This window comes from Arthrobacter sp. alpha11c (assembly GCF_054149985.1).
Map to the genome: position 1 here is coordinate 109,455 of NZ_CP196747.1, position 24,715 is coordinate 134,169.

At 61.5% G+C, this 24,715-nt stretch carries 19 protein-coding genes and 1 pseudogene; 11 read left to right on the forward strand and 9 right to left on the reverse strand.

What is annotated here, in order from left to right; translation table 11 throughout:
* Positions 1-17: 17 nt before the first annotated feature.
* The gene (locus ACTAQJ_RS00520) at positions 18-1,271 is read right to left on the reverse strand and encodes an NAD(P)/FAD-dependent oxidoreductase (RefSeq protein WP_498699990.1); all 1,254 of its coding nucleotides are present in this window, start codon (positions 1,269-1,271) and stop codon (positions 18-20) included.
* A 196-nt stretch (positions 1,272-1,467) separates the two neighbouring features.
* On the opposite strand from ACTAQJ_RS00520, the gene mnmA reads away from it, so the two are divergent.
* Complete coding sequence (mnmA, locus tag ACTAQJ_RS00525) at positions 1,468-2,589, forward strand: tRNA 2-thiouridine(34) synthase MnmA (RefSeq protein ID WP_498702128.1); 1,122 nt, start codon at positions 1,468-1,470, stop codon at positions 2,587-2,589.
* 96 nt (positions 2,590-2,685) lie between these two features.
* On the forward strand, positions 2,686-4,317 hold the full coding sequence (locus ACTAQJ_RS00530) for a gluzincin family metallopeptidase (protein WP_431115740.1): 1,632 nt from the start codon (positions 2,686-2,688) through the stop codon (positions 4,315-4,317).
* A gap of 58 nt (positions 4,318-4,375) precedes the next feature.
* Here ACTAQJ_RS00530 and ACTAQJ_RS00535 read toward each other — a convergent pair whose 3' ends face one another.
* Entirely contained in the window at positions 4,376-5,203 is an 828-nt protein-coding gene (locus tag ACTAQJ_RS00535; protein WP_498699992.1) for a caspase family protein, read from the reverse strand.
* A gap of 319 nt (positions 5,204-5,522) precedes the next feature.
* Here ACTAQJ_RS00535 and ACTAQJ_RS00540 point away from each other — a divergent pair, with 319 nt between their 5' ends.
* The 4 genes and pseudogenes from ACTAQJ_RS00540 to ACTAQJ_RS00555 all read left to right on the forward strand — a co-directional run bounded on the left by ACTAQJ_RS00540 (position 5,523) and on the right by ACTAQJ_RS00555 (position 11,065).
* On the forward strand, positions 5,523-7,151 hold the full coding sequence (locus ACTAQJ_RS00540) for an ABC transporter substrate-binding protein (RefSeq protein ID WP_498699994.1): 1,629 nt from the start codon (positions 5,523-5,525) through the stop codon (positions 7,149-7,151).
* A 125-nt stretch (positions 7,152-7,276) separates the two neighbouring features.
* Positions 7,277-8,367 (forward strand): annotated as a pseudogene (locus ACTAQJ_RS00545) (ABC transporter permease).
* 2 nt (positions 8,368-8,369) lie between these two features.
* A complete protein-coding gene (locus ACTAQJ_RS00550) occupies positions 8,370-9,362 on the forward strand; it encodes an ABC transporter permease (RefSeq protein ID WP_477515007.1) in 993 nt (330 codons plus the stop codon).
* The gene (locus tag ACTAQJ_RS00555) at positions 9,359-11,065 is read left to right on the forward strand and encodes an ABC transporter ATP-binding protein (protein ID WP_477515008.1); all 1,707 of its coding nucleotides are present in this window, start codon (positions 9,359-9,361) and stop codon (positions 11,063-11,065) included. Before ACTAQJ_RS00550 ends, ACTAQJ_RS00555 begins: the two co-directional genes overlap by 4 nt.
* A gap of 120 nt (positions 11,066-11,185) precedes the next feature.
* Here the strand turns inward: ACTAQJ_RS00555 and ACTAQJ_RS00560 are convergent, their stop codons facing one another.
* A complete protein-coding gene (locus tag ACTAQJ_RS00560) occupies positions 11,186-11,842 on the reverse strand; it encodes an NADPH-dependent F420 reductase (RefSeq protein WP_498699997.1) in 657 nt (218 codons plus the stop codon).
* 128 nt (positions 11,843-11,970) lie between these two features.
* Between ACTAQJ_RS00560 and ACTAQJ_RS00565 the strand changes: the two genes are divergently transcribed.
* Together ACTAQJ_RS00565 and ACTAQJ_RS00570 are read left to right on the forward strand one after the other, a co-directional pair.
* Positions 11,971-12,360, forward strand: a complete 390-nt coding sequence (locus ACTAQJ_RS00565) for a chorismate mutase (protein ID WP_431115729.1) — start codon at positions 11,971-11,973, stop codon at positions 12,358-12,360.
* A 4-nt stretch (positions 12,361-12,364) separates the two neighbouring features.
* Complete coding sequence (locus ACTAQJ_RS00570) at positions 12,365-13,396, forward strand: uroporphyrinogen decarboxylase/cobalamine-independent methonine synthase family protein (protein ID WP_498700000.1); 1,032 nt, start codon at positions 12,365-12,367, stop codon at positions 13,394-13,396.
* Between the two features lie 10 nt (positions 13,397-13,406).
* Here the strand turns inward: ACTAQJ_RS00570 and ACTAQJ_RS00575 are convergent, their stop codons facing one another.
* The 6 genes from ACTAQJ_RS00575 to ACTAQJ_RS00600 all read right to left on the reverse strand — a co-directional run bounded on the left by ACTAQJ_RS00575 (position 13,407) and on the right by ACTAQJ_RS00600 (position 19,658).
* Positions 13,407-14,132 carry a DUF4166 domain-containing protein gene (locus ACTAQJ_RS00575; protein ID WP_498700002.1) on the reverse strand — a complete coding sequence of 242 codons (726 nt, stop codon included), beginning with the start codon at positions 14,130-14,132 and terminating at the stop codon, positions 13,407-13,409.
* A gap of 11 nt (positions 14,133-14,143) precedes the next feature.
* Positions 14,144-15,436: a DUF58 domain-containing protein gene (locus tag ACTAQJ_RS00580; RefSeq protein ID WP_431120272.1), complete on the reverse strand. Its 1,293-nt coding sequence runs from the start codon at positions 15,434-15,436 to the stop codon at positions 14,144-14,146.
* A 52-nt stretch (positions 15,437-15,488) separates the two neighbouring features.
* Positions 15,489-16,511: an AAA family ATPase gene (locus ACTAQJ_RS00585; protein ID WP_431115725.1), complete on the reverse strand. Its 1,023-nt coding sequence runs from the start codon at positions 16,509-16,511 to the stop codon at positions 15,489-15,491.
* Between the two features lie 78 nt (positions 16,512-16,589).
* Positions 16,590-17,606 (reverse strand): DUF4350 domain-containing protein, encoded by a 1,017-nt coding sequence (locus ACTAQJ_RS00590; protein ID WP_498700005.1) that lies wholly within the window; start codon positions 17,604-17,606, stop codon positions 16,590-16,592.
* A gap of 92 nt (positions 17,607-17,698) precedes the next feature.
* Positions 17,699-18,241: a DUF4129 domain-containing protein gene (locus ACTAQJ_RS00595; protein WP_498700007.1), complete on the reverse strand. Its 543-nt coding sequence runs from the start codon at positions 18,239-18,241 to the stop codon at positions 17,699-17,701.
* 145 nt (positions 18,242-18,386) lie between these two features.
* On the reverse strand, positions 18,387-19,658 hold the full coding sequence (locus ACTAQJ_RS00600) for a DUF7847 domain-containing protein (RefSeq protein ID WP_431115721.1): 1,272 nt from the start codon (positions 19,656-19,658) through the stop codon (positions 18,387-18,389).
* Between the two features lie 233 nt (positions 19,659-19,891).
* Between ACTAQJ_RS00600 and mtrA the strand changes: the two genes are divergently transcribed.
* From mtrA to ACTAQJ_RS00615, 3 genes are all read left to right on the forward strand, one after another.
* Positions 19,892-20,566 carry an MtrAB system response regulator MtrA gene (gene mtrA / locus ACTAQJ_RS00605; protein ID WP_144649950.1) on the forward strand — a complete coding sequence of 225 codons (675 nt, stop codon included), beginning with the start codon at positions 19,892-19,894 and terminating at the stop codon, positions 20,564-20,566.
* A gap of 160 nt (positions 20,567-20,726) precedes the next feature.
* Positions 20,727-22,523: an MtrAB system histidine kinase MtrB gene (gene mtrB, locus ACTAQJ_RS00610; protein ID WP_498702129.1), complete on the forward strand. Its 1,797-nt coding sequence runs from the start codon at positions 20,727-20,729 to the stop codon at positions 22,521-22,523.
* Positions 22,520-24,238 (forward strand): LpqB family beta-propeller domain-containing protein, encoded by a 1,719-nt coding sequence (locus ACTAQJ_RS00615; protein WP_498700009.1) that lies wholly within the window; start codon positions 22,520-22,522, stop codon positions 24,236-24,238. The genes mtrB and ACTAQJ_RS00615 overlap by 4 nt, the downstream gene beginning before the upstream one ends.
* Positions 24,239-24,715: the final 477 nt, after the last annotated feature.

The window sequence follows — 24,715 nt, forward strand, 5'->3', positions numbered from 1 at the left end:
AAAGTCCAGGGTAAAAATCAGTCGTGGGGCAACAGTTCCTCAAGGGGGACGTCGGGACTTGTCAGCCGGGCTACGTCCACGGGGACCCGGCCGGAAATCAGCGCCTTGATCGGCTTCTGCACGCGGCGGATATTCACGCTCATGCCGGCCACCACTTCGCCCTGCTTCTTCTGGCCATCGCGCATCCAGAACGCGATGAAACTGCCCTCATCGATCGACCCACGAAGTACGGGCTCAACGCCGGAGGTCAGCGAAGGGAAACCCGAGTACTCCATGCTGAGCGTGAACTGGTCCGTATAGAAATAGGGGACAACATCCAGGGCGGCATTTTGGTCCAGCATCGTCTTGGCGGCCACTTTGCCGCCGTTAAGTGCATTCGCCCAGTGCTCGCTGCGATGATGCTCTCCGGTGAAGGGATGCAGGGCGTTGGCAACGTCACCTGCTGCCAGGATGTCCGGGGCGCTGCTGCGTAGGGCGGAATCCACCAGAACTCCGTTGTCCAGGCTCAGCCCTGCTGTTTCTGCCAATGATGTGTCAGGCACTACACCCACTGCGATGATGACGATATCCGCGGGAAGGACTTCTCCCGTGTTGGTTCGCACTGCGGAGGCATGGCCATCGTTCCCCTCGATGGCAGCAGCGCTCGCGGGCAGCCTGAAGCTGACCCCGTTCTCTTCGTGGAGTGCCCGGAAGTAGTTGCCGAGTTCAGGGCCGATGGCGGCACTGAGGGGGATTTCTTCCAAGCCGAGCAGGACCACATCATTGCCGTAGCTGCGGGCAGCCGCAGCAAGTTCCATGCCGATCCACCCGGAACCGACCATGACCACATGCTTGCCTCCGTCCCTGAGCAGGGACTGCAGGCGCAGGCTGTCCTCAAAGGTCCTGAAAGTCAGCACGCCTTCCAGGTCAATGCCGGGAAGCGGGATGTGCCGAGGCTGCGCCCCGGTGGTTATCAGCAGCTTGGCGTAGTCAAGGGTTCGCCCGTCCTTGAGGGTTACGGTTCGGTTCCTGGCATCGATGCCCACCGCGGGGTTGCCCAGGAGGAGTTCGACGTCGTTTTCTTCGTACCAGCCGGCCGGCACCACCGGGACGCTATCCTCGTCGGCCTTGCCCAGAAGGAACTCCTTGGACAGAGGTGGCCGAAGGTACGGGATCCGCTCCTCGGATGCCAGGAGGGTGATTGGCCCAGCGAAGGCCTCTGATCGAAGGGTTTTTGCTGTGGTCGCGCCAGCCAGGCCGCCGCCGGCGATGACCATTCGCTCATGTGTCATTTCAGCCCACCTCAGTCTTGGCTTTTTCTAAAACAACTTACTTTGACTTTAGATTTGGTCCTATGCCCAGTCAAGGGATTTAGCGCGGGCATTGGTGCGGGAGCTAGAATAGTTGGGCGTGCCGGCTCGCCTCAGCCGGAATCACTATCCAAAAACCCCTAAAACACGGAAAGCCAGCATGCGAGTACTTGCAGCAATGAGCGGCGGAGTCGACTCCGCCGTGGCCGCCGCCCGCGCCGTCGAGGCCGGACACGACGTCGTCGGACTCCACCTTGCGTTGTCGCGCATGCCCGGCACCCTTCGTACCGGAAGCCGGGGCTGCTGCACCATTGAAGACTCCCGCGATGCATGGCGCGCCTGTGATGTCCTGGGGATTCCTTACTACGTGTGGGACTTCTCCGAACGCTTCAAGGAAGATGTCGTCCAGGACTTCATTGACGAATATGCTGCCGGGCGCACACCGAATCCCTGCATGCGTTGCAACGAGCGCATTAAGTTTGCTGCCTTGCTGGAAAAGGCCATTGCCCTTGGCTTTGATGCTGTCTGCACCGGGCATTACGCCAAAGTAATCGAAGACGCCGACGGCAATCGCGAACTGCATCGTGCGGCAGACTGGGCCAAGGACCAAAGCTATGTCCTGGGCGTCCTGACCCACGAGCAGCTTAAGCACTCCATGTTCCCGCTGGCGGACACTCCCTCCAAGGCCGAGGTAAGGGCCGAGGCCGAAAGGCGGGGTTTGTCGGTGGCAAATAAGCCTGACAGCCACGATATTTGCTTCATCTCCGATGGAGATACGCGTGGCTGGCTGGCCGAGAAAATCGAAATGACAACCGGCGACATCGTGGACGAAACTGGCACGAAGGTAGGCGAGCACCCGGGTGCAAACGCCTTCACCGTCGGCCAGCGCCGAGGACTGAAGCTGGGCACCCCGGCCTCCGATGGCAAGCCCCGGTTCGTCCTGGAAATCCGGCCAAAGGAAAACAAGGTTGTTGTGGGGCCGGAAGCGCTCCTTGCCATCGATGAAATCCGCGGAATCAAGGTGTCCTGGGCTGGTTTGCCCATCTCCGAGGTTGGGACAGGTGCGGAATTCGAGTGCCACGCCCAGGTGCGGGCACATGGCGACCCCGTTCCTGCCCGTGCACACATTGAGCCGGTTGCCGATGAAGAGGGTATTGAGCGGGCCGAACTCGTGGTCACCCTGACCGAACCCCTGCGGGGAGTGGCGCCTGGCCAGACCGTCGTGCTGTATCAGGGCACCCGGGTACTGGGACAGGCAACCATCGACGCCGCACGTTCCCTGCAGAGGGCAGTTCTCTAGCCGTTGCCGGATTATTGCCTCCGCGTTTGAGGGCCCCCATACTGGCCTAAGCAGCGCAACCGCTGCGGTGTGTTGGGGTCCGCACTCGGGATGGCGATGACTGTGGCATTTCCAAAGAAGAGCCCGGGAGACATCAAAGCCGGGCAGATGGTCTCCGTGATGGTCCTTGCAGAGGGGCCGATAGGCAGCGGCGGGGCGCCACCGCTGACAGCCCAAGTACGGATACCCGTAGAGCGGCTGCGGCGTGGCCCCACTGGACACCGCTACGCGATCCACATCCGAAAGTGGCGTGGAACCAATGTCTCGCCAGTTACCCTGACGCGCCAAGGCGACCCCTGGCAATTGATTTCAGAACCTCCGCCCACGGACCTTCGCGAACTCCTGGACGATACCCGTTTCCTTGCCCAGCACGTCTACGGCGTGGCCATGAGCACCCTGGATATCTTCGAATCCACGCTCGGCCGGCGGATGCCCTGGAACCCGGAGGGGCGGGTGGTCCTGAAGGCAAGGGATCGTGTCACGGCCATCGATACCGGATATGAGCGAGGTACCAACACCATCCGCTTCGGTTCGGTGGACCGCATGGGCTACAAAGTTCCCACTGCGTTGTACAGGGACATCGTTGCCCACGAAGTCACCCATGCGATCCTTGACGGCTTCCGGCCTGCATGGGCAGACCAGCTGGCCACCATGGAGCAACTTGCCATGCACGAGGCCCTGGCAGATCTGGTGGCCATACTGTCGGTGTTCTCATCCCGGGAGGTGGTCTTCCGGCAACTTGAAGCTGCCGGGGAAGGCTTTGAGGCAGGGCAGGTCGTGGACGACGCGATCCTGATAAGGTCCCTCTTTGACTTTGCGAGGGACCTTTTCGCGCGAGGTCCACTGAGGGAGCCATTCGTTGGCGCCATTCCTGAGGGCTGGCAAACCATGCTGGACCCGCACGCCCGCGGGGCTGTGGTGGTGGGGGCAGTACTCCGGGCCGTCCAGCGGTTGTGGTCGGAGAGAAATGCGCGTTTTGGGGACAACCAAAGCCTGCAGCAGAAGGCCGAATCCGGTTCAATCGTGGCCATGAGGGTCCTGCGCATGGTGATCCGGGGCCTTTCCTACATGCCGCCCGTGGACGTGACCTGGCGGGATCTCTTACGTGGCATCATTGCCGCGGACCTGGACATGGTCCCGGAAGACACCTACGGCTATCGGGATGCCCTGCAAACGGAATTCTCGGCCATTGGGATCCGCCGGGTGTCGCTGAACAACATCAGCGGGGTGGATAGCTACCAGGGGCTTCGCTATCCCATCCGCCTTTCGGCACTGGGGTCGGACCCCCAGGAAGTCCAACGCTTCGTGTGGGAAAACCCGAGGCTCCTGGACGCGGCCCGGCTGGAGCGGCGCACGCCACTGAGCTCCACCCGGGTACGTACATCCGAACGCGTGTCGCCGGACGGTTTCATCATCTCCGAAATCGGGGCATCATTCATTCAAACGGTGCGGATGAGCCGTAAGGAGGCCTACGTCCGCCTTGGCCTGAAGACGCGGCGGGAATTCGTGGACGTACGTGGAGGAGGAGTCCTCAGATTCGACGCCGGTGGGCGGCTTGTGTATGCCGCCCTTAAACCGGTGATGGACCGGGAGCGGCAAGGAATGCTGTTTGGCTCCGACCAACAGCACGACGCCGAGGAAGCCGCATCTTCCGGTGTCAGGGACAAGTTCCACGGCACGGGCGAATAAGGACGCGCAATAGGCACGCGGGAACAGCTGATGCCCCTGAGGTGACGCCGACGAAAGGTTAGCTGCCCCAGGCAGCCTTGCGTGCCGCCGTCGTGCCTTCCAATTGGGCAACTTGATCAAAACCGCCGCCTTTGAGCCCCTTGCTCACCAGCTTCAGGACTTCCGCCCGCCCTGCTGTGCCGTTGCCCTGCAGGGACTTCACGAAGTGATACGTGAAGGCTCCGTTGTAGCGGCCCTCAATGAGGGCGTCCGCGGCCGTCTGGTCCGATCGGCAGGCTGCCATCAGCACAGGCTTGGACAGCATGGGTGATTTCACAAGGTCGCGAAGGGTGCGGGCGTCGCTGAACTCGTTCGCGATCACAGCCCTGGGCGTTGGGGCAGGCAGGAAACGCGGGCGTCGGCCCGGCAAGAGGTCCAGGGACTTCAGTCCAGTGCCGCTGTGGCAAGTGTCCAGGACGACGTCCATGAGGACGCCCTCCGGCAGCCGCCCGAAGAGCGTGGCCAACTCGTCATCACTGATCACTGTCTCCGGGTCCCAGGAGTCGCCGGCGTTGTTGATGTCGTAGCAGGCGAAGGCTTCGTCCAGCCGATCCACCTCATCGCCGCTGGTATCGGGTATCTGCGTGCCATGGCTGGAGAAGGTGAAGACGATGTGGTTGGACTTTCCCTCTACCGCGCTATCGACCAACTTGTTGAGTTCGGCCATCACGGACTTTTTGGTGGCCTTGGCATCCCTCAGGACCTTGATGCTGGAGGAGGCGAAACCATACTGCGCCTCAAGGAGGGCGGCCAGGTCTTCAGCGTCATTAGCGCAACCGTGAAGCCAGCTCGATTCGGGTAAATACTTGAACTTGTTGATCCCCACGCAGAGGGCTGCCTTGCTCATGTTCCTGTCCTTAGGACTGGTCCTTGCACCCATTACCTCGGCGGCCCCCGGAACCGCCGCCTGGATGCTGTCCACGGCTGCGTTCCGCCTGTCCGTGATCAGCGCTTATCAACTCGGAATAAAGATATTCCGGCGATCCTTCGGGGGCAATGCTTTGGCGTCCCCTGGAAAACCTACTCGTAGGTAAATATTGTGTCTCGAATCATAAAATCAAGGGCCCGGGGGCGCTGAAGTCTGATTGAATCGTGGAATCAAGAGTGCGCTCCGTCACAAATATCCCACGGCGGCGCGCCTAATCCATCGAACAGAAGGTTCACAGATGGCACTGAAGAAGAAGGCCCTGCATGGCGTTATCGCGCTGGCGGGCGTTTCCGCCCTCGCTTTGACTGCATGCACCGGGCCCTCCGGCGGCGGTTCCTCCTCCGCCCCGGCTGCCGCCGGCCCGATCGCCTACGGCACCACAGACAAAGTCACGTCATTGGACCCGGCCGGATCCTATGACAATGGTTCATTCATGGTGATGAACCAGATCTACTCGTTCCTGTTGAACTCCAAGCCTGGGGGTGCTGAACCGGTCCCGGACCTTGCGGAGTCGTCCTCGTTCACGGCACCTTCGGAATACACCGTCAAACTCAAGGCGGGCCTGAAATGGGCCAATGGACACACGCTGGACTCCAAGGACGTCAAGTTCTCGTTCGACCGACAGGTTGCGATCAACGACCCCGCCGGCCCGGCGTCCCTCCTGACCAACATCGCGAGTGTTAGCACTCCTGATGCCACCACAGTGGTCTTCAAGCTGAAGAATGCAAATGACCAGACCTTCAGCCAGATTCTCAGCAGTCCTGCCGCGCCCATTGTTGACGACGAAGTCTTCCCGGCGGACAAGATCCTTCCGGACGACGAGATCATCAAGGCTAAAGCCTTCTACGGCCAATACACGATCGATAGCTACAAGAAGAACGAACTTGTTAGCTTCAAGGCGTTCGGTGACTACAAGGGTGTCCTCGGCAAGCCGGCGAACGACGAAGCGACCATCAAGTACTACGCCAGCCCCACCAACCTCAAGCTGGACATCCAGCAGGGCAACATCGACGTCGCCTTCCGAAGCCTCAGTGCCACGGACGTTGACGACCTGAGGAAGGACTCCAAAGTCAAGGTGTTGACGGGACCGGGTGGCGAGATCCGCTACATCACCTTCAACTTCGACACCATGCCGTTCGGAACCAAGGCAGCCGGCGCTGATCCCGCCAAGGCGCTCGCAGTCCGGCAAGCCGTAGCCAACCTCGTCGACCGCCAAGCCATCGCTGACCAGGTCTACAAGGGCACCTACCTCCCGCTGTACTCCAACGTGCCCAGCGGATTCCTCGGCGCCAATGAGTCATTCAAGGATGCCTATGGAGACAACGGAAAGCCGAGCCTGGACAAGGCAAAGAAGGTACTGGCGGACGCTGGAATTACCGAGTCTGTTGCGTTGAACCTGCAGTACAACCCGGACCACTACGGCGGCTCCTCGGGTGACGAGTACGCCATGATCAAGGAACAACTGGAGAAGTCCGGACTCTTCAAGGTCAACCTGCAGTCCACTGAATGGGTTACCTACAGCAAGGCGAGCCGCGCTGACGAGTACCCCGTGTTCCAGTTTGGATGGTTCCCTGACTTCAGCGACGCCGATAACTACCTGACCCCGTTCTTCCCGGACGGCGGCTTCCTGAAGAACCACTACAACAACCCCACTGTGAACGACTTGATCGCCAAGCAGCTGACCGAGGCTGACAAGACCAAGCGGGAAGCAGACATCAAAGATGTCCAGAACGCACTGGCCAAGGACATCTCAACCCTGCCCCTGCTTCAGGGCGCTCAAGTCGCGGTGGCCGGAAGTGGCGTGAACGGTGTTGAAAAGACGCTGGACGCATCCTTCAAGTTCCGCCTCGGAACAATTTCGAAGTAACCACACCATGTGATGGAAAGGGGCGGGACACTGATCCGGTGTCCCGCCTCCTTTGCTGACCACCCTCGTGGCCGGCATGCATGAGCCAATCCCGCGCAATCCACGGGCAGGAAATACAGGTAACAATGACAACAGTTATAGAGGTACCCGAGGCGGAGCCCGGGATAGTAGCTCCCAGGAGCAAGTCCAAGGCCGGGGAGGCCTTGGAAAGTACATCGTGATCCGGTTCTTCCTGATCATCCCCACCGTCTTCATTCTGGTGACGTTGGTCTTCTTCCTGATGAGGGTCATTGGAGATCCCATCACTGCTGCCCAAGGCGGACGTCTCCCACCAGATGTCCTGGCACAGCGAATCCACGATGCCGGCTATGACCGGCCCGTTCTGATCCAGTACTTCGAATACCTTGGCCAACTCATCACCGGCAACTTTGGCACGACGATCACCGACCGCCGTCCCGTCGTCGAGGTACTCACTACCTTTGGGGCCGCAACACTTGAGCTTTCGATCAACGCACTGATCGTGGCGCTCGCAGTCGGTATCCCGTTCGGACTCATCGCAGCCCAACACCGCGACAAGAGCTCCGACGCCGTTCTGCGGTTCTTCGCGATTCTCTGCTATGCCACACCCGTGTTTTTTTCAGGCCTCCTTCTCAAGCTGACCTTTTCGGTGTGGCTCGGATGGTTCCCCGTGGCAGGACGTGCCTCCACGCGCACGGAATTGACCATGAGCAGCCTGGGAGCTCCATCAGGCATCTACTGGCTGGACGCGCTTCGCAGCGGCAACTTTGCTGCTCTCGGAGACGTTACATCCCACGCTGTCCTGCCGGCCGTGGCCCTGGGTTTGCTGACCGCCGGGGTCTTCCTGCGGCTGGTACGGACAAACGTCATTGGCACGCTGGGAAAGGACTACATTGAGGCTGGCCGGTCCCGGGGCGTTAGTGAGTTCCGGCTGGTTACCAAACACGCTTACAAGCCTGCGCTGATCCCCATCATCACTGTCATGGGCCTGCAAATTGCGCTCATGCTCGGCGGCGCCATCCTGACCGAGACAACCTTCGAGTGGAAGGGCCTGGGGTACCAGCTGGTGCAATACCTCAATGCCCGTGACTTTGTAGCTGTCCAAGGCATTGTCGTGCTGCTGGCCATCATCGTCGCAGTGACCAACTTCATCGTGGACATCATTGCCGCGCTCATCGATCCCCGAGTGAGGTACTGACCATGAGCACTCCTTCACTGACTGCTCCCAAGCAGCCCCTCTTCTCCCGGCTTCCGGTGGTGTCCCACCTCAGGAAAAGCGTTGGCCTCCAACGCGGCATGCTGGTGGTGGGCGTTGTCCTCAGCGGATTGTTCCTGCTGACAAGCATTTTCGCCCCGCTTCTGGCCCCCTACGGATACTCCCAACTCAGCGATGCGTCCGGTTCCTTCCCCACCCAACAGGCACCGGGTGCCAAACACCTGCTTGGCACCACTGTGGGCGGCTATGACGTCCTGTCCCGCGTCCTGTGGGGATCCCAGACGGCCGTGACCGTCATTATCGTGTCCGTGGCAATGTCCCTTTTCCTCGGCGTCGCCCTGGGCCTGCTCAGCGGCTACTTCGGCGGCTGGTTGGACAGGATCCTTGTAGTGGTGGCGGACGCCATCTACGCGTTCCCCACCCTGCTTTTGGCAATCGTCATCTCGATCGTGATCAGCCGTGGCCAGTCCAGTTTCTGGGGCGGTATTTTCTCCTGTGCGTTCTCCATCACCGTGGTGTTCGTGCCCCAATATTTCCGGGTCATCCGCGCCGAAACCATCCGGCTCAAAGCTGAGCCTTTCGTCGAGTCGGCCAAGGTACTGGGTGCATCCAGCCTGCGTATCATCGGACGGCACATCTTCAAGAACGCAACGCGCACCCTGCCCCTGATGTTTACCCTCAATGCCTCCGAGGCGATCCTGACGCTTGCCGGCCTTGGCTTCCTTGGTTTCGGTATCGAGCCGACGTCCGCTGCAGAGTGGGGCTTCGACCTGAACAAGGCGCTGGCCGATACCTCCTCGGGTATCTGGTGGACCGGTGTCTTCCCCGGCATCGCAATCGTGCTGACGGTCCTGGGCCTGACCCTGGTTGGCGAAAGCATCAACGACCTCAACGATCCCCGGATCCGTGGACGCAAGCGCGCAGGCGCAACGAAATCCCCTGCAACCCCTACAGCTTCAGAAGCAGGTAAGCCATGACCACCAACCTCGGAAACATTTCCGATGCCGGGGCCGCCAGTGAACCGGTCCTCACCATTGATCGGCTCAAAGTCACGTTCGCCACGGATGGCGGGGATGTCTATGCGGTGAAGGATGTCAGCCTGGACGTCAAAGCCGGGGAAGTAGTGGCGATCGTGGGGGAGTCCGGCTCCGGCAAGACCGTGACGGCCAAGACCATCCTTGGCCTCCTTCCGGAAACTGCCATCAGCTCCGGCGCGGTGGTGATCAATGGCAACAACGTGATCAGCGTCAGCAAATCCGCACTACGAAAGATCCGTGGCCGCGACGTAGCCATGGTCTTCCAGGAACCCTCCACCGCCTTGAATCCCGTGTTCACGGTTGGCTGGCAGATTGCCGAAGGGATCCGTGCGCACGCCAAGGACGGTCACCGCGTGTCTGCCAAGGAGGCCAAGGAACGCGCCACGGAGGCGTTGCGCAAGGTGGGCATTCCGGATCCTGAAACCCGGGTCAACTACTACCCACACCAGTTTTCCGGCGGGCAAAAACAGCGCGTGGTGATTGCCGCTGCGTTGGCTTTGAACCCCGGCCTGATTGTGGCCGATGAGCCAACGACTGCCCTGGACGTCACAGTGCAGGCGGAAATCCTGCAGCTACTCCGGGATTTGCGGGACAACTACGGCACGTCCATCGTGTTGATCACCCACAACATGGGCGTAGTGGCCGACCTCGCCGACCGGGTAGTGGTCATGTACCAGGGAGATGTGGTGGAGGAAGCGCCCTCAAGGGTGTTGTTCGCGGAACCACAGCAGGACTACACGAAAAAGCTCCTCGCTGCGGTCCCGCACCTGGGCCGGAACTCAGCCTCTGAAGGCGCTCGCGCTCGACTGCATCAAGACGGCAAGGTCCTCGTCGAAGCGAAGAACCTCACCATTGAGTACCCGGGCCGGTTTGGACGCCATGGCTTCAAAGCCGTAGACAACGTCAGCTTCACAGTCTCGGAGAACGAGGTTTTTGGCTTGGTGGGCGAGTCTGGTTCCGGAAAATCCACCATTGGCCGGGCAATCGCTGGCCTGAACCGGACAACGGGCGGCAGTCTCAAAGTCCTCGGCTACGAGATGCTGGACTTCAAGGAGCGTACTTTCCGTCCCCTGCGGAAGGAGATCGGCTTTGTTTTCCAGGACCCTGCCGCCTCCTTCAACCCTCATCTCACCATCGGCGAATGCGTGGCTGAGCCGCTGATTATCCACACGAAGCCCAGCGCGGCTGAGGCGCGGAAAAAGGTAGGCGAACTGCTCGAGTCAGTCCAGTTGCCGGCGTCGTACGCGCAACGCTACCCGCACGAGCTGTCCGGTGGACAACGGCAGCGGGCCTCTCTTGCGAGGTCGTTGGCGCTCAATCCGCGGCTGCTGATTGCCGATGAACCAACCTCCGCGCTGGACGTTTCAGTGCAGGCCAAGGTTCTGGACTTGTTCAAGGACATCCAGGAGCAGTTCGGCTTCGCGGCACTTTTCATCAGCCATGACCTTGCAGTGGTGGACATGCTCTCGCACTGGGTGGGCGTGCTGTACAAGGGACAGTTGGTGGAGCAGGGCATCGGCAACCATGTGATGGGCTCGCCCCAGCACGACTACACCAAGCGGCTGATTGCCTCCTTGCCGGTTCCGGACCCTGACGAACAAGCACGACGCCGGGAAGCCCACCGCGCGCTGTTGGGCGGCTAGGTCCCAAGCCGGGCACCGACAACGCCGGCACTGACAACGCCGGAAAGCTGCACCGAAGGTCCGTTCTCCACGCTGGGGAGCGGACCTTCAGTGCCTCCATTGCTGAGGGTGGTTCCTGAGCTATTCCGAGACGATGGCGATGTTGAACATCTTTCCCTTTGGCTGCTGCATGAAGATCCTTAGCCACAAGGGCAGCCACATTTCCATGCCGCGGGCAGCGTCGAGTGCTCCCAGGTCCCTGATGTGCTCGGGCGCCCAACCAAACTCCTGCAGCAGGCCTGACACTGTGGATTTAGCATCCGCGTCGTTTCCCGCCATGAACATGTCATGTGGGCCCGGAAGCCGCCCTGGATCCACCATCACGGGGGCGCTGACTGTGTTAAGGGATTTCACTACCCGCACCTCGGGGTAGGTCCGTTGAATGGTCTCGGCGATGCTGTCGGTGTTGCAGACTGTGAGAGATGGCGGGAAGCCGCTGGATCCATCAAGGGCATTAGCCACGTCCAAGAGGATTTTGCCGTTCAGGGTGGCGTCGCCGGCTTCAGCGAGGACGGCCAGGCTCACAGTACCGGGTGTGGCATTCACGATCAGCTCGGACTGTGCGCACGCTTCCGCGAAAGAGCCCGCACTGGCGCGTGGACCAGCTTGTTGGGCCCATTCCTCGCCCTTGGGATTACCGGATTCACGGGAACCCATGATGACCTCGTGACCACAAGACACCAGCTTGCCAGCGAGGGCGTGCCCCACCATTCCTGTTCCCAGAACAGCGATTTTCATGGAAGCTCCCTTGGTCGAGTGCAGTGATGCTGCCATTCTGCACCGATTCCCGCGACGGGAACACCGCTGGCGGGACGCCGTCAGGTAACACCGGCAACGCTACCGCCGCACCCCATAGACTGGGGACCATGACCGAGCAGAACAATGCCCTCCCCGAAGACGACGATTCCTTCAACCCGTCAGCGAGTTCCCTCGCGGGCCAGGTGGATCGCGGCGTCATGGATGAGCTGCTCTCCATCCGGTCCAGCATCGACAACATTGATGCCACACTCGTTTTCCTGCTCGCGGAACGCTTCAAGGCCACCCAGAAAGTAGGGGTCCTCAAGGCCACGCACAAACTTCCGGCGGGCGACCCTGGACGGGAAGCAGCCCAGATCGCCCGGCTTCGCCGCCTGGCCGAGGACGCGCATCTTGACCCCGCATTTGCCGAGAAGTTCTTGAATTTCATCATCAGTGAAGTGATCCGCCATCACGAGGCCATCGCAGAGGATCACCAGATCTCCAGCCAGCAGGCCTGAAAGTATGTCAGGAGAAGTGCGAAGGGTTAGCGCTACGGCTCTTGGCCCATGGCCTGGGATTGACCCTGCAGAATCCCTGCGGATCATCCGGGGGGAATTGGGCGACCCCCACCTGCCGTTCCTGCCCGAGCTGCCGGACCGTGGCGTGGGATCCGACGCCGTAGGCAGGACAGCTTCGCTCCTTGTGGATTTGGCCGTGGACGTTCAGCCCCACGGTTGGAGATTGGTGGACCGGCCGGGAAAGGACGCGCAACGAGGACGATCCGCGCTTGCCACTGACGTCAACATCCTGGCTGACGTCGCTGGAACAGAGGAAGTTTCAGCCAGTGGGATCAAGGTCCAGTTGATGGGTCCCCTGAGCCTCGCGGCCGGTTTGTACCTCCACAACGGCGAGAGAGCCCTCCTCGATTTTGGGGCGCGCCGTGACATCGCAGAGTCACTGGCGGCCGGAGTAGCAGGACACCTTCAACGGATCTCGGGAGCGGTCCCCGGAGCGGGCGTTGTGGTCCAGTTGGACGAGCCGGACATTGCCGCAGTGATGGGCGGAACAATCCCGACGGCGAGTGGTTACCGCACTCTGCGGTCCATCCCCGGCGAGGAGGTTGCGGGTGCCTGGCGATTGGTGATCGATGCGCTCAGGGCAGCAGGCGCCGTCGAAATTGTGGTGGCAGTACCGGAGATCGAGGCCCCGATTGATCGCATACTCGAAGCGGGCGCCGATGGCATTGCCGTGCCGCTGAGGGCATTGACAACCCGCCAATGGGAGCAGCTTGCCGGAGCAGTGGAAGATGGCAAGCGCTTGTGGGCCGGTGCGATGCCCACAGCGGACGCTGATGCCATGCTCCCGCGGACCTCAGACATTGTGGAAAGCATTTGGCGGCCTTGGAGCCAGCTGGGCCTCCCGGCGTCGGCTTTGCCGGCACTGCGCTTGACGCCGGCAACGGGACTCGCCCACGTGAAGCCCTCCACAGCGAAGGAAGTGCTCGCCCGGCTCACCCAAGTGGCCGATGGCCTGGACCAACTGTCACAGGGCTGATCGGCAAGGGCTAGATCCTCTTTTCCCAGCGATCCGGTTCTGCATAGCGGGGGAGCGATGTGCCTTGGGCGGCCCCGGGCAGGTAGGGCGCCAACCGGTAATCGAAGCGGCCGGCATAGACAAGCACTACGCCGATCTGGGGTTGAATGACCTTGACCTGGATTCGGTGCTTGCCTTCGTACTCGTCCCACCATTGCTCCGCGAAGGCCTTTGCGTCCAGGGCCGCCGGCAATGGAATGCGCAGTGGACCCAGGAAGAGCCGGCTGGCTTTGGACACGCCCCGCAACCGGCCGTTGGGTGTGACGCTGACGTCGAGGTCCGTGACGAGGCGGCGGTAACGGCCAACATGGTCCACCAACCGGATCGGTGCGGGCGTAACGGAGCCGGCCTGCGGCGTGGTAATAGCGCTCGTGGTGTCGTGGAACAATCGCGTCCCGGATGGGAAGTAGATTTCACGCCGTGCCGTGAGGGCTTGCCGGCCAAAGGGATCCACGTGGGCATGGTTCTCAATGCGGAACGGAATGCCTTCGCCGTATTCAGGGAAGAAGGCCTCTTCGCTTCCCGTCAGGGCCAGCAAAGGGCGCATCCATTTTTGCTGGCATCCCACGACGTCAAAGACTCCTTCGCCGATTCCATATGACCCGGAGCCTGCCGCCAGGGAGAAGTACTCCTGGAGTTCGGGCGCCAGCTTGGTGAAATCATTGCCCAGGGCGAGCCGGTAGATGGGTTCGTTCATTGGAGTCCTTCCTAGAGCCGTCCGGCCGCTTTAAGCCGGATGTAGGTGTCAGCAAGCAGGGGAGGGACCTCAGAGGGCTCGGCGTCCACCACTTCAGCCCCGAGTTGCCGCAATTGTTCAGTGACGGCGGCGCGTTCCAGCAGGGCGCGTTCCGCGGCGGCGGCACGGAATACCTGGCTGGCTGTGGAACGCCCGGTCTTCATCTCTGCCAGCAAGGGGTCCCGGACAGATGCCACCACCACCACGTGCTGGCGGACCAGCTGGGCCACCATGGGGAGAAGGCCTTCCTCCGGGGCGCCGCCGTCGAGGGCTGTCAAAAGCACCACAAGAGAGCGGTGTGCCGACACGGCGCGCACCTGGCCTGGGATCTGCTGCCAGTCCAGTTCGATAAGCTCGGCCTCCAACGTCGCCATGGCTTGAACGAGTTGGGCCAGGAGATTGCCTTTCGAAGCAGATTCGACCCTCGCGCGGAGCATCCGGTCGTAGGCGAGGAAGTCAACCCGATCCCCGCCCCGTTCCGCCAGAACCGCGAGCAGCAGCGCAGCCTCAATCCAAGTATCGAGCCTCGGCTCGTCGTCAATGCGGGCCGCTGCGGTTCGGGATGTGTCCAGAACTATCACAACGCGCCTGTCCCGTTCCGGACGCCAGGTCCGCACCACCACAGATGTGCGACGGGCGGTTGCACGCCAGTCAATGGATCGGACGTCATCGCCACGAACGTAGTCCCGCAGGGAATCGAACTCCGTTCCCGCGCCCCGGATCTGCACAGCCGCCCTGCCATCAAGTTCGCGCAGCTTGCGCAGTTTCGATGGCAGATGCCGTTTGGAATGGAAGGGTGGCAGCACCCGAAGCCGCCCGGGAAGAGCCCTCGTTCGCTGCCGTGCCGCCAGCCGCAAGGGCCCATAGGAACGGATCGTCACGTGTGGGCTCTCGAGATCGCCGCGGCGCCGTGGCGCCAGAGAAACCGTCATGCGGCGACGTTCACCAGCTGGAACGTCGAGCGGCTGGGCTGGGTTCAGGGCTCCAGCGGAAGGTTGCCAACCATCCCGGATCATCGCCCGTAGCTTCCGGCGGCCCAGGTTGGTCACCGTGAGGACGGAATCAACCTGACTTTCCAAAGTGACGTTGCCCGGTTGCTGACGAGCCAAGCCCAGCTTGGCTGGGGAAGCCGCCAGGACAAGGTCAAGGGTCAGGAACAGGAGCAATCCGATAGCGACGAACAGCACCGTGCTCCACGCCGGAAAAAGCAGCAACGGAACCAGCCCGGCAACAGCCAGCAACACAAAACGACCCGTGATGGCCATCAGGGCACCGTTGCCATTTGCGTCATCGGCATCATCTGCAGCACCGGCAGAATCAACGAGGCACCGGAACGGATGCGAGGATGCTGCCCAGGACGTCGTCAACGTGGATGCCATCCATCTGGGCCTCAGGACGCAGGCCTACCCGGTGCCTGAGGCAAGGCAAGGACAATGCTTTGACGTCGTCCGGTGTCACGAAGGGCCGCCCGGACAACCACGCCCATGCCTTCGACGTGTTCAGGAGGGCAGTAGCGCCTCGAGGGGAGACGCCCAGCTGGAAGGACGGGGCTGATCTGGTGGCCCGGACTACATCCACAATGTAGGCCAGAATTTCCGGTGCGACGGCCACTTGCGCCACAGCCGCGCGGGCGTTGGAAAGCTCGACGGCGCCAGCCACCGCCCGCACGCCGGCCGCGGCGAGGTTTCGGGGGTCGAAGCCACCGGCGTGCCGGCGGATCACTTCGATTTCCTCGGCCCTTCCTGGCAAGGGCATGGTCAGCTTGAGGAGGAACCTGTCCAATTGGGCCTCGGGCAGGGGGTAAGTTCCTTCGTATTCCACGGGATTCTGGGTGGCTGCCACGATGAAGGGTGCAGGGAGTGGCCGCGATACGCCATCCACGGAAACCTGGCGTTCCTCCATTGCTTCCAGGAGCGAGGCCTGTGTCTTGGGTGGCGTTCGGTTTATTTCATCGGCCAGCAGGATGTTGGTGAAAACAGGCCCTTCGCGGAAAGTGAATTCCGATGAATGCGAGTCGTACACCAAGGAGCCCGTGACGTCACCGGGCATGAGATCCGGCGTGAACTGTACGCGCTTGGTTTCCAGGCTCAAGGCAGTGGACAACGCCCGGACCAACAGGGTCTTGGCGACGCCGGGCACACCTTCCAGCAGGACGTGGCCGCCGCAGAGAAGGGCGATGAGCATGCCCGTCACTGTGGGATCCTGCCCGACCACAGCCTTCCCAACCTCGTTCCGGACGTTCAGCAGGGACTGCCGGGCAGGATCCTCCACGCCCTGGTGGGCCGCGCCACCGGAGTATTGGTTGTTGCTGTCCGTGTAGTTGTTCGGCTGGTTGCTCATCGGGCCGTCGCCTCCTGTTCGATTCGTTCGATCTGTTGTGCCCACTGCACCAGTTGTCCTTCTGTCTGCGGCTTGGAATCAATTAATGCCCACCGGATCGCCGGTGCTTGCCGTCCAAGGCGCCGGGCCACGGCGTCGATAATGGCCTCCCCGGCGGCGTCCGTCCCCAGATTGAAATGCTTGGCCAACCGGGCGAGGGTTCCTGCCCGCAGATTGTCGGCGGCGCGTTCCACGGCCCGTGAATCCTGATAGAGGCGTGCACGGCCTTCGGCAGTTTCTGCGGCCTTGAACCACCACGGGAAGTGGCTCAAAGACCAACGGGCCCAAGCGTCGTCCACGCCAGAGGATGGCAAGGATAGCTATGACAGCCAGCCATGGACCCGCAAATGCCAGCCAGGGCGGTGCAAGCTCGCTGAGCGTCGGGGCGGATCGATCGGACGCTACATCCGTGAGGCCCGGTGTGTACCAGACCAAGTCTGAGGAGCTTCCCAGGGTCCGGATCGCCAATGCGGCGTTGCCTTCGGCAGCGAGGTGTTGGTTTTCCAGCAACCCGGTGCTCCCCAGAACAATGACGCCCTCATCCTCCGAGGCCACATAAAGTCCAGGTCCGTCGCTGCGGGTGGCGTAACAAACTACCGGCCCCAGGTACACCGGGCCTTGTGCGGCAACGCTTCCCGCCTGCTCTGCATCTTCCTGGCCGCAGCCCGGTTCAAGGATTTTTGTTGCTTCGGGAACCACCCCGCCGGGACGGATGCCCGGATCGAGGCCGTTCAACGTGCGTAGCCGCGGTGCCACCACCACTACTCGCCCGGCCGCGGCCCTCACATCTTGCAACTGCGATCTGTCCAGGAAACCGCGGGGGTCATACAGCAGCACGGTGGTGTCGTCGTCGGAAAGCGCTGCCAGGGTGTCTTCGAGGGTATCGGTGGGGGTTATGCCCACACCGTGACGCCCCAGTATTTCGGCCAGGGCCATGGCCCCGTCGGGAGCGGGATTACGGGTAGACAAGGCGCGGGAGTCGTTGGGTGCCGAGAACCGCTCCGCTATCAGGAACGTCACGAATGCGGCAAACACTGCTCCCAGTGCAATCCACACCAGGTGCTTTCGGAACCAACTCCATAATGCGCTGGTCCGCCGTTGAGGAGGAGTTCCTCCCTGTAAAGCTTCTGGCACCTGTTCCTGGAGGGTCATCGCGGCACCGCGAATCCCTGCTGGTCCTGGCCACTGAAGTCAGGTGTTAGGGCCAGGAGGTCCGTATCCAACTTGCGCACTTCTTCATAGTCCGAGCGTGTTGCGGCCTGTTCTCCGTAGCGGACCGCATCAAACAGACGGGCTGCATCGACCAGCCGGAGTTGAGCGGGGGCGAAGGCCTGGCCCAAGTGCCCTGCGGCTTCATCGGCCGTCCGTCCGGCCCGCGCTTCAATGACATCCCGTTCCTCCGCGGAACGCACCAAGGCCCGGAACTGATCGACGACGGCGGACGGCCAGTCGCCGTCGTCGGCCGCGGCCAAAGCGCGCTTCCGGTATGTGGCAGCGTCCACAACGGCGTCCTTGCCGTAAATGCCGGCAATGGAGGTTTTTCGCGTTGCATTCAGCCTGGGACGGACTACGAGGATAGCCACCACGATGAGCACGACAGCCAAGGAAATGATGAGGGGAACAGCGATGTTGCTCCCGGGGAAGATCCGTCCCCTTCCAAGGAGCTGAGCCAGTCCAGGAAATCGCGCCAAAGCTGGTCCAGCCAACTGGGCCGGGCCTGGGCATACTGCGCCTTGGATAGTTCCTCCTCGGCCCAGCGACGTGCTTCGTCACGGTCCGGAGTCACCGGCGGTTCAGTGCCGGCCAAAGCGGGAATGACATGGATTAATGCTTCCCTCATGCCTGCGGCCGGCGCCCGGGAGGATTGCCTGGCCATTGTCCGCCGCCAGGTGGCCATGTGTTTCCTTGGACCTGCGGGGGAGGACCACCCGGGATTCCCTCGGGATCTGCACCGCTTTCCATCAGCCGCATCAACTCCACGTCCAGCCCATCCCGACGCATTCGAAGATCCATATAGATGAGCGCGGACACGGATGTTTGGAAAGCGAATGTCACAGACCCAACCAAAGCTCCAATGATCATCGAGATCACGGTCGTGAGGATCAGGGTGGAGGCCACTGTCTCGGCGTCCGGGTGGGGAGCGATTACAGATCCAATCGCGGTCGCGGCGAGAGAGGCTGGAATCTGTACTATCTGGGCGATGATTCCCACCATGACGCTCACCAGCAGCGTTATGCCGAAGATGCGCCACCAATTGCTCTTGGTCAACTGCCAGGATCGCAGGAGCCCGTCATAGACGCCGATCCGCTCCACGACGATGGCGGCGGGGGCAAACATGAGCTTCAGTCCAATCCAGACAAAAACGACGATGGCCCCGAAGCCCAAGGGAAAGACAATCAACAAGGCAGCCGGTCCCAAGGCCGTGAACAACAGCACGGCAATCCCGACGACGGCAGCTGCGGCCAGCAGTCCACCGAAAGTGAGCACGGCTGCTACTCCCAGGAGGGGCAGGATCCGCCCGACAGCCAACTTCCACATTTGCCCGAAGCCAGTCCGTCGGTTGAGGACAGAACGGGAAACCGGAATGACCATGACGCCCTGGAGAACGGCGCCGAGAAAGCCAATCAACACGGAGACTCCCACCGAACCCGCCATGACGGCCAGGAACGGGCCGAAGAATCCAGCCGCGTCCCCGCTGAAATCCGTCGCTTCCAACGAATCCATGAGCTCGTACATGGCGACGGTCACAACGCCCAGGAGGGCGGCGGCGACGGCCTGGACGATCAGGGCTGAACCAAACATGGAGGCGGCATTCCGGCGTATGGTCTGGAAGGAACCATCGAGCAGCTCGCCGAATTGCAGGGGGCGTAAGGGAATGACACCGGGCTTGGGTGGGGCAACGTACATGTGCTGGCCGTAGGGTGGTCCGCCAGGCGCAGCCGCAGGCCATCCACCCGCTGGTCCTGGTCCTGGCGGAGGGTAGCCCGGCCAGTTGTTGCCGCCGCCCTGTGGGGCTGACCACGCGGGCGGACCTCCCCACTGGGGCTGGTTGCCCCACGCAGGCTGACCGCCCGGATATGGCTGCTGGCCGTGCTCTGGCTGTGACACATTTCCTCCCCAAGAGATCCGGCCCGCCCGACATCCGACGTCCCCCACATGGACCTTCGCCCCAAGCCTATAGTCCCGGTGTCCTCCCTCATAGCCTGAGCCCATACTGCCCGGACAGCAGATCCACATCGAGCCAAGCGCGGGCGTGCAGTACGGTGGAAGTGCCTTGGGGGACGCCATGCCGTGCGCCCGCCCAACAGGACAAAGGCTTGGCGATAAGGGAATATATAACTATGAAGGCACGGATTCTGGTAGTTGACGACGACGAAGCGCTCGCAGAGATGATTGGTATTGTCCTGCGCAATGATGGCTTCGAGCCCGTATTCTGCGCAGACGGCGGCCAGGCTCTTGAAGTGTTCCGTTCGTCCAAACCCGATTTGGTGCTCTTGGATCTCATGCTTCCGGGTTCGGACGGCATCGAAGTTTGCCGGCAGATTCGTGGAGAATCGGACGTTCCCATTGTCATGCTCACGGCGAAATCGGACACCTCGGATGTTGTCCGAGGGCTTGAATCCGGTGCTGACGACTACGTGCCCAAGCCTTTTAAGCCCGCTGAACTTGTGGCGCGTGTCCGTGCGCGCCTTCGGCCGGGCGAGCAAAAGGCTCCGGAAACCCTGCGGATTGCTGATGTAACCATCGACGTCGCCGGCCACCTGGTCACCCGCGGTGGAGAGCGTATTTCACTTACACCGTTGGAGTTCGACCTCCTGGTGGCATTGGCCCGCAAGCCGTGGCAGGTCTTTACGCGCGAACTTTTGCTTGAACAGGTGTGGGGGTACCGCCATGCCGCGGACACCCGGTTGGTCAATGTCCATGTTCAGCGTTTGCGCTCCAAGATTGAACGGGATCCGGAAGCGCCCGAAGTTGTATTGACGGTGCGTGGTGTCGGGTATAAAGCAGGTTCCTGAGTCTCCTGCCGGCAACACCGGCACCCCGGACAAGGACAAGGACCAGGCGTCCGGCACTCCGGAGCAGCCCGCAGCGCAGCAGCAGAACGCGGAGCCCTCGGGGTCCGGGAGTTCACCCTCCGCCCCCAGCGATCCAGTACGAAGGAACCTTCCCTGGCTGATGTGGCGCGCCCGGATATGGATGCGACGTGGCCTGATTCTGGTTCTCAGGGTTTCCCGCCTCGTCGCGATCGGTGTCCGGCAGATACGGCCGGGTCTTCGCTTCCTCTGGCGTTCTTTGCTGAGGCGGTGGCGGCGGTCATTGGAGTTCAGGACCGTGTTGACGACGCTCCTGCTTGCCGTAACGTCTTTTGCGATCGTCGGAGCATACCTTTCCAACCAGATCGCCAATAACCTGTTCCAGGAAAGGCTGGCCCAGGCGGAGTCGGAATCCCGCTACAACGTAAAACAGGTTCAGGACACCTTCGACGGCGCACAGGTTACTGATCAATCAAGCGTCATCACGTTGGTCTATGACACGTTAACCGCCGTAGAGGGCCGGGGCTCGGTGATCCAGAGGCGCTACGTCTTCGAAGCCGTGCCGGAACAGACCAAACCCCGTAACCGCTGGGTAGAGTCGCGCGCCTCGGACCAGCTCACTGTCCGCGTCATCCCGCCGGAATTGCGAAAGGCTGTCCAGGAAGGCGGGAAGCAACAGTTCTGGGCCTCCATGCAGTTCCCGGTTGGAAACGAGGACCGACCCGGTATTGCCGTTGGAAACAAAGTGACCTTTAACGGCACTGCCTATGAGTTGTATTTGATTTATGACCTGAACACTGCACAGAAGACCCTGGACGAAATCCAGAACGTGCTGTGGGCCGGTGGTGCGGCGCTCGTGCTCATGATTGGTGCCATCGCCTGGTACGTCACGCGCAATGTCGTCAGCCCTGTGAGCCATGCTGCCGTGGTGTCGGAAAAGCTGGCTGCGGGCCAGCTCCAAGAGCGCATGGTGGTCAAAGGTGAGGATGAGGTAGCCAGGCTTGGTGCTTCGTTCAACCATATGGCGGCCAGCTTGCAGGAGCAGATCACCCAGTTGGCCACGTTGTCCCAAATGCAGCAAAGATTCGTCTCTGATGTCTCGCATGAGCTTCGCACCCCCTTGACCACCGTTCGCATGGCGGCGGAGGTCCTTTACGACGCCCGCGAAGACTTCGATCCCATGAACAAACGCTCGGCCGAACTCCTCTATCACCAGGTGGAGCGGTTTCAGTCCTTGTTGTCGGATCTGCTGGAAATTTCACGCTTCGATGCTGGTGCTGCCGTCTTGGACGCCGAACCCCAGGACATATTCCAAGTGGTCTCGCACGTCATGGAGGGCGCAGCACCAGTAGCTGCCGAATACGGCTCCGAGGTCCGCCTGAACGCCCGTCAGAAGAGCATCATTGTCGAAATGGACTCGCGCAGGATCGACCGGATCCTGAGGAACCTGCTCCTCAACGCCCTTGAGCACGGCGAGGGAAAGCCGATCCACATATCTGTGGCAGCAAACCATGACGCCGTGGCCGTGGCCGTGCGGGACCACGGAATTGGAATGAGCCAAGCGGAAGCCGCCAGGGTTTTCGACCGCTTCTGGCGGGCTGACCCGGCGCGCGCCCGAACTACTGGTGGCAGCGGACTGGGCTTGTCCATCGCCGCCGAGGATACCAAGCTCCACAACGGCTGGCTTCAGGCATGGGGTCGCAAAGGGGCGGGCTCAAACTTCAGGTTGACATTGCCGCTCAAGCAGGGCGGAACCATCCTCAAATCGCCCCTTCAGTTGGAACCTGCGGACATCGACTTGCCCGGAGCCGGCATCGAACGCCAGATGCTTGTCCTGGGTACGGGTTTTGGCACTATAGACGGCAAATTCGACGTCGGAACGCCTCCTTCGGGTGACAAGGGACCTTCGGGTGACAAGGGAAAGGGCGATGGCTCATGAGGGTCCTTGGAACCGTACGCCGGCGGGCTTTTGTTGCCGTGCTGGCGGCGCTCATGGTCTTGCTGGCTTCGTGCGCCCAGATTCCCCGGTCCGGACCAGTGGGAAAAAGCCAGGATGAGGGAGCGGGAAACCCCAACGCCCCTGTGTTCTTCCCCGCAGCCCCACGCGCAGGCTCCACACCTGAAGCCGTCATTGAGGATTTCTACATGGCTGGCAGCGGCTATGAGGACGACTATCCCGTAGCACGGCAATATTTGACCCAAGCCCAGGCCGTAACGTGGAAGCCGGATAAGCGGGCCATCGTTTTCCGCGGAGCCCACGTGGTGAAGACGGCCGTGGAAAATGAATACCTCTACGAGGTCGACCTTGCCTACACGGTGGATGCGGACGGAATAGCCAGGCAGTTTCCGCCGGGGACCAAGGAGACCATCCCCGTCTCGCTGGAGAAAGTGGAGGGGGAGTGGCGGATCTCCAAGGTTCCGGATGGTACTGCGATTCCGGAAGAGACGTTCAAAGTCATTTACGGCGCCTTCCCTATCTACTTCTATGACCCGACCTTCACGTATGCGGTGCCGGACTACCGATGGTTCATCAAGAAGAAGACTGTTAAATCCATGACCAGCGCCCTGCTTGCTGGGCCTGCGCCCTACTTGCGTGGGGCAGTGGTGAGCGCCTTTCCCTCCGGGATGAAGTTGGCCCGGGAATCTGTCCCTGTCGTTTCAGGAGCAGCCCAGGTGGATTTGTCGGCCAAGGAACTGTTCGATGCATCGGCAGAAGACCGCCAACGCATGCAGAACCAGCTGGCGCTAACCTTCAGGGGGCAACCGGATGTCATTAACGTCCAGCTTCGCGCTGACCAGGACCTGGTCCGGGTCGAGGACAACGGGACTGTTCTGCCGCCGGTTGTGGACAAGAATGTGCCTGCCCGCCAGATTGCCGTCAATAACGGCGACTTGGTCCGCTATGAGAACAATCGCGTTTCACCATTGCCTGACATTCAGTCGGTTGCAGGGCTCGGCCCCCATTCACCCGCCGAGTCGCCTGTATCCCAAACCGTTGCCTTCCTCAACGGCGACAAGACCACCTTGTACTCCATTGAGCCGGGTCAACCGGCCCGCCAGCTGACCACCCGAAGCACGTTGACCGGGCCTTCGTTCAGTCCCCATGATTGGGTTTGGACGGCGGGACCAGGTGCCAGCGGAAATACTGAGGTTGTGGCTTTCAAGCCCACGGGCGTTGCCCCCGGCATGGCTGTACCCATGGCGACCATATCTCCCACGTGGCTGTCCGGACGGATTGTCAAGGATTTCCGGATTTCGCGCGAAGGTACCCGCGCCCTGGTGATATCCGAGGCCAACGGTAAATCAGTGGTTCAGGTGACGGGCATCGTCCGGACTGCAGACGGCGCGCCAAAGGATCTTACGGCTCCGATCACTCTTTTCACGTCCACCTCGCCTGACCAGGGAGTGTGGGTCAACGGGTCCACCGTTGCCGTCATGGCCAGTTCGGCTACGGCTACCGTGGTTCCGGAGTTGCTCTCGCTTACCTCGGGGGAGCCACAGCAGCTGGCGCCGTGGGACGGCCTCATGAGCCTGAGCGCAGGTAACGGGTCAGAACAGATCTACGGCCAGTCCACAGCGGGAATTTTCCAACGTGTCGGAAATGGTTGGGAGCTTCAGCTCAAGGGCCCAACGGAGCCTGCCTTCCCTGGCTGACCCGGAGCACCCTGGAGGCGCTGCCCCAACCAAGCGGTGGTTGTTCACATAGCGGGCTGTGGGGCTGTCACCGGAACAAAAAGTGCCTAAGGCTACCAGCATGATTGTCTCCGTGAACAACCTCCCGTCTGCCGTCAATGGTCCTCGATCTGCCCAACGCATCGGGCGTCGGCTTGACCCGGATGTTGGTGACCCGGACCCCTCAGGACCCCCGCGACGCGGAAAGGACAGGCGCCTGCTGGGGCGCCTGATTGCCAACCTGCAAGCGGCATTGATGGAGTTGGTTGCACTCCTTGTTCCCGTTGATTGCGTCTGCTGCGGTGTGGAAGACGCCGTCCTGTGCAGGCATTGTGCCAAGCGGGTGCGTCAGCTTTGCAGGAAACCCTTCAGGGCCGAACAGGAATCGCCAGCGCTCGTCGATGTCGATGGCACTGTAAAGCTGGGCGTGGTGGCCGCGGGGCCCTATCGGGATGAACT

Excerpts from the sequence above, each read along its gene's own strand:
- ACTAQJ_RS00520 (WP_498699990.1), bottom strand. The coding sequence starts at position 1,271 with ATGACACATGAGCGAATGGTCATCGCCGGCGGCGGCCTGGCTGGCGCG.
- mnmA (WP_498702128.1), top strand. The coding sequence starts at position 1,468 with ATGAGCGGCGGAGTCGACTCCGCCGTGGCCGCCGCCCGCGCCGTCGAG.
- ACTAQJ_RS00530 (WP_431115740.1), top strand. The coding sequence starts at position 2,686 with ATGACTGTGGCATTTCCAAAGAAGAGCCCGGGAGACATCAAAGCCGGG.
- ACTAQJ_RS00535 (WP_498699992.1), bottom strand. The coding sequence starts at position 5,203 with ATGAGCAAGGCAGCCCTCTGCGTGGGGATCAACAAGTTCAAGTATTTA.
- ACTAQJ_RS00540 (WP_498699994.1), top strand. The coding sequence starts at position 5,523 with ATGGCACTGAAGAAGAAGGCCCTGCATGGCGTTATCGCGCTGGCGGGC.
- ACTAQJ_RS00550 (WP_477515007.1), top strand. The coding sequence starts at position 8,370 with ATGAGCACTCCTTCACTGACTGCTCCCAAGCAGCCCCTCTTCTCCCGG.
- ACTAQJ_RS00555 (WP_477515008.1), top strand. The coding sequence starts at position 9,359 with ATGACCACCAACCTCGGAAACATTTCCGATGCCGGGGCCGCCAGTGAA.
- ACTAQJ_RS00560 (WP_498699997.1), bottom strand. The coding sequence starts at position 11,842 with ATGAAAATCGCTGTTCTGGGAACAGGAATGGTGGGGCACGCCCTCGCT.
- ACTAQJ_RS00565 (WP_431115729.1), top strand. The coding sequence starts at position 11,971 with ATGACCGAGCAGAACAATGCCCTCCCCGAAGACGACGATTCCTTCAAC.
- ACTAQJ_RS00570 (WP_498700000.1), top strand. The coding sequence starts at position 12,365 with ATGTCAGGAGAAGTGCGAAGGGTTAGCGCTACGGCTCTTGGCCCATGG.
- ACTAQJ_RS00575 (WP_498700002.1), bottom strand. The coding sequence starts at position 14,132 with ATGAACGAACCCATCTACCGGCTCGCCCTGGGCAATGATTTCACCAAG.
- ACTAQJ_RS00580 (WP_431120272.1), bottom strand. The coding sequence starts at position 15,436 with ATGGCCATCACGGGTCGTTTTGTGTTGCTGGCTGTTGCCGGGCTGGTT.
- ACTAQJ_RS00585 (WP_431115725.1), bottom strand. The coding sequence starts at position 16,511 with ATGAGCAACCAGCCGAACAACTACACGGACAGCAACAACCAATACTCC.
- mtrA (WP_144649950.1), top strand. The coding sequence starts at position 19,892 with ATGAAGGCACGGATTCTGGTAGTTGACGACGACGAAGCGCTCGCAGAG.
- mtrB (WP_498702129.1), top strand. The coding sequence starts at position 20,727 with ATGTGGCGCGCCCGGATATGGATGCGACGTGGCCTGATTCTGGTTCTC.
- ACTAQJ_RS00615 (WP_498700009.1), top strand. The coding sequence starts at position 22,520 with ATGAGGGTCCTTGGAACCGTACGCCGGCGGGCTTTTGTTGCCGTGCTG.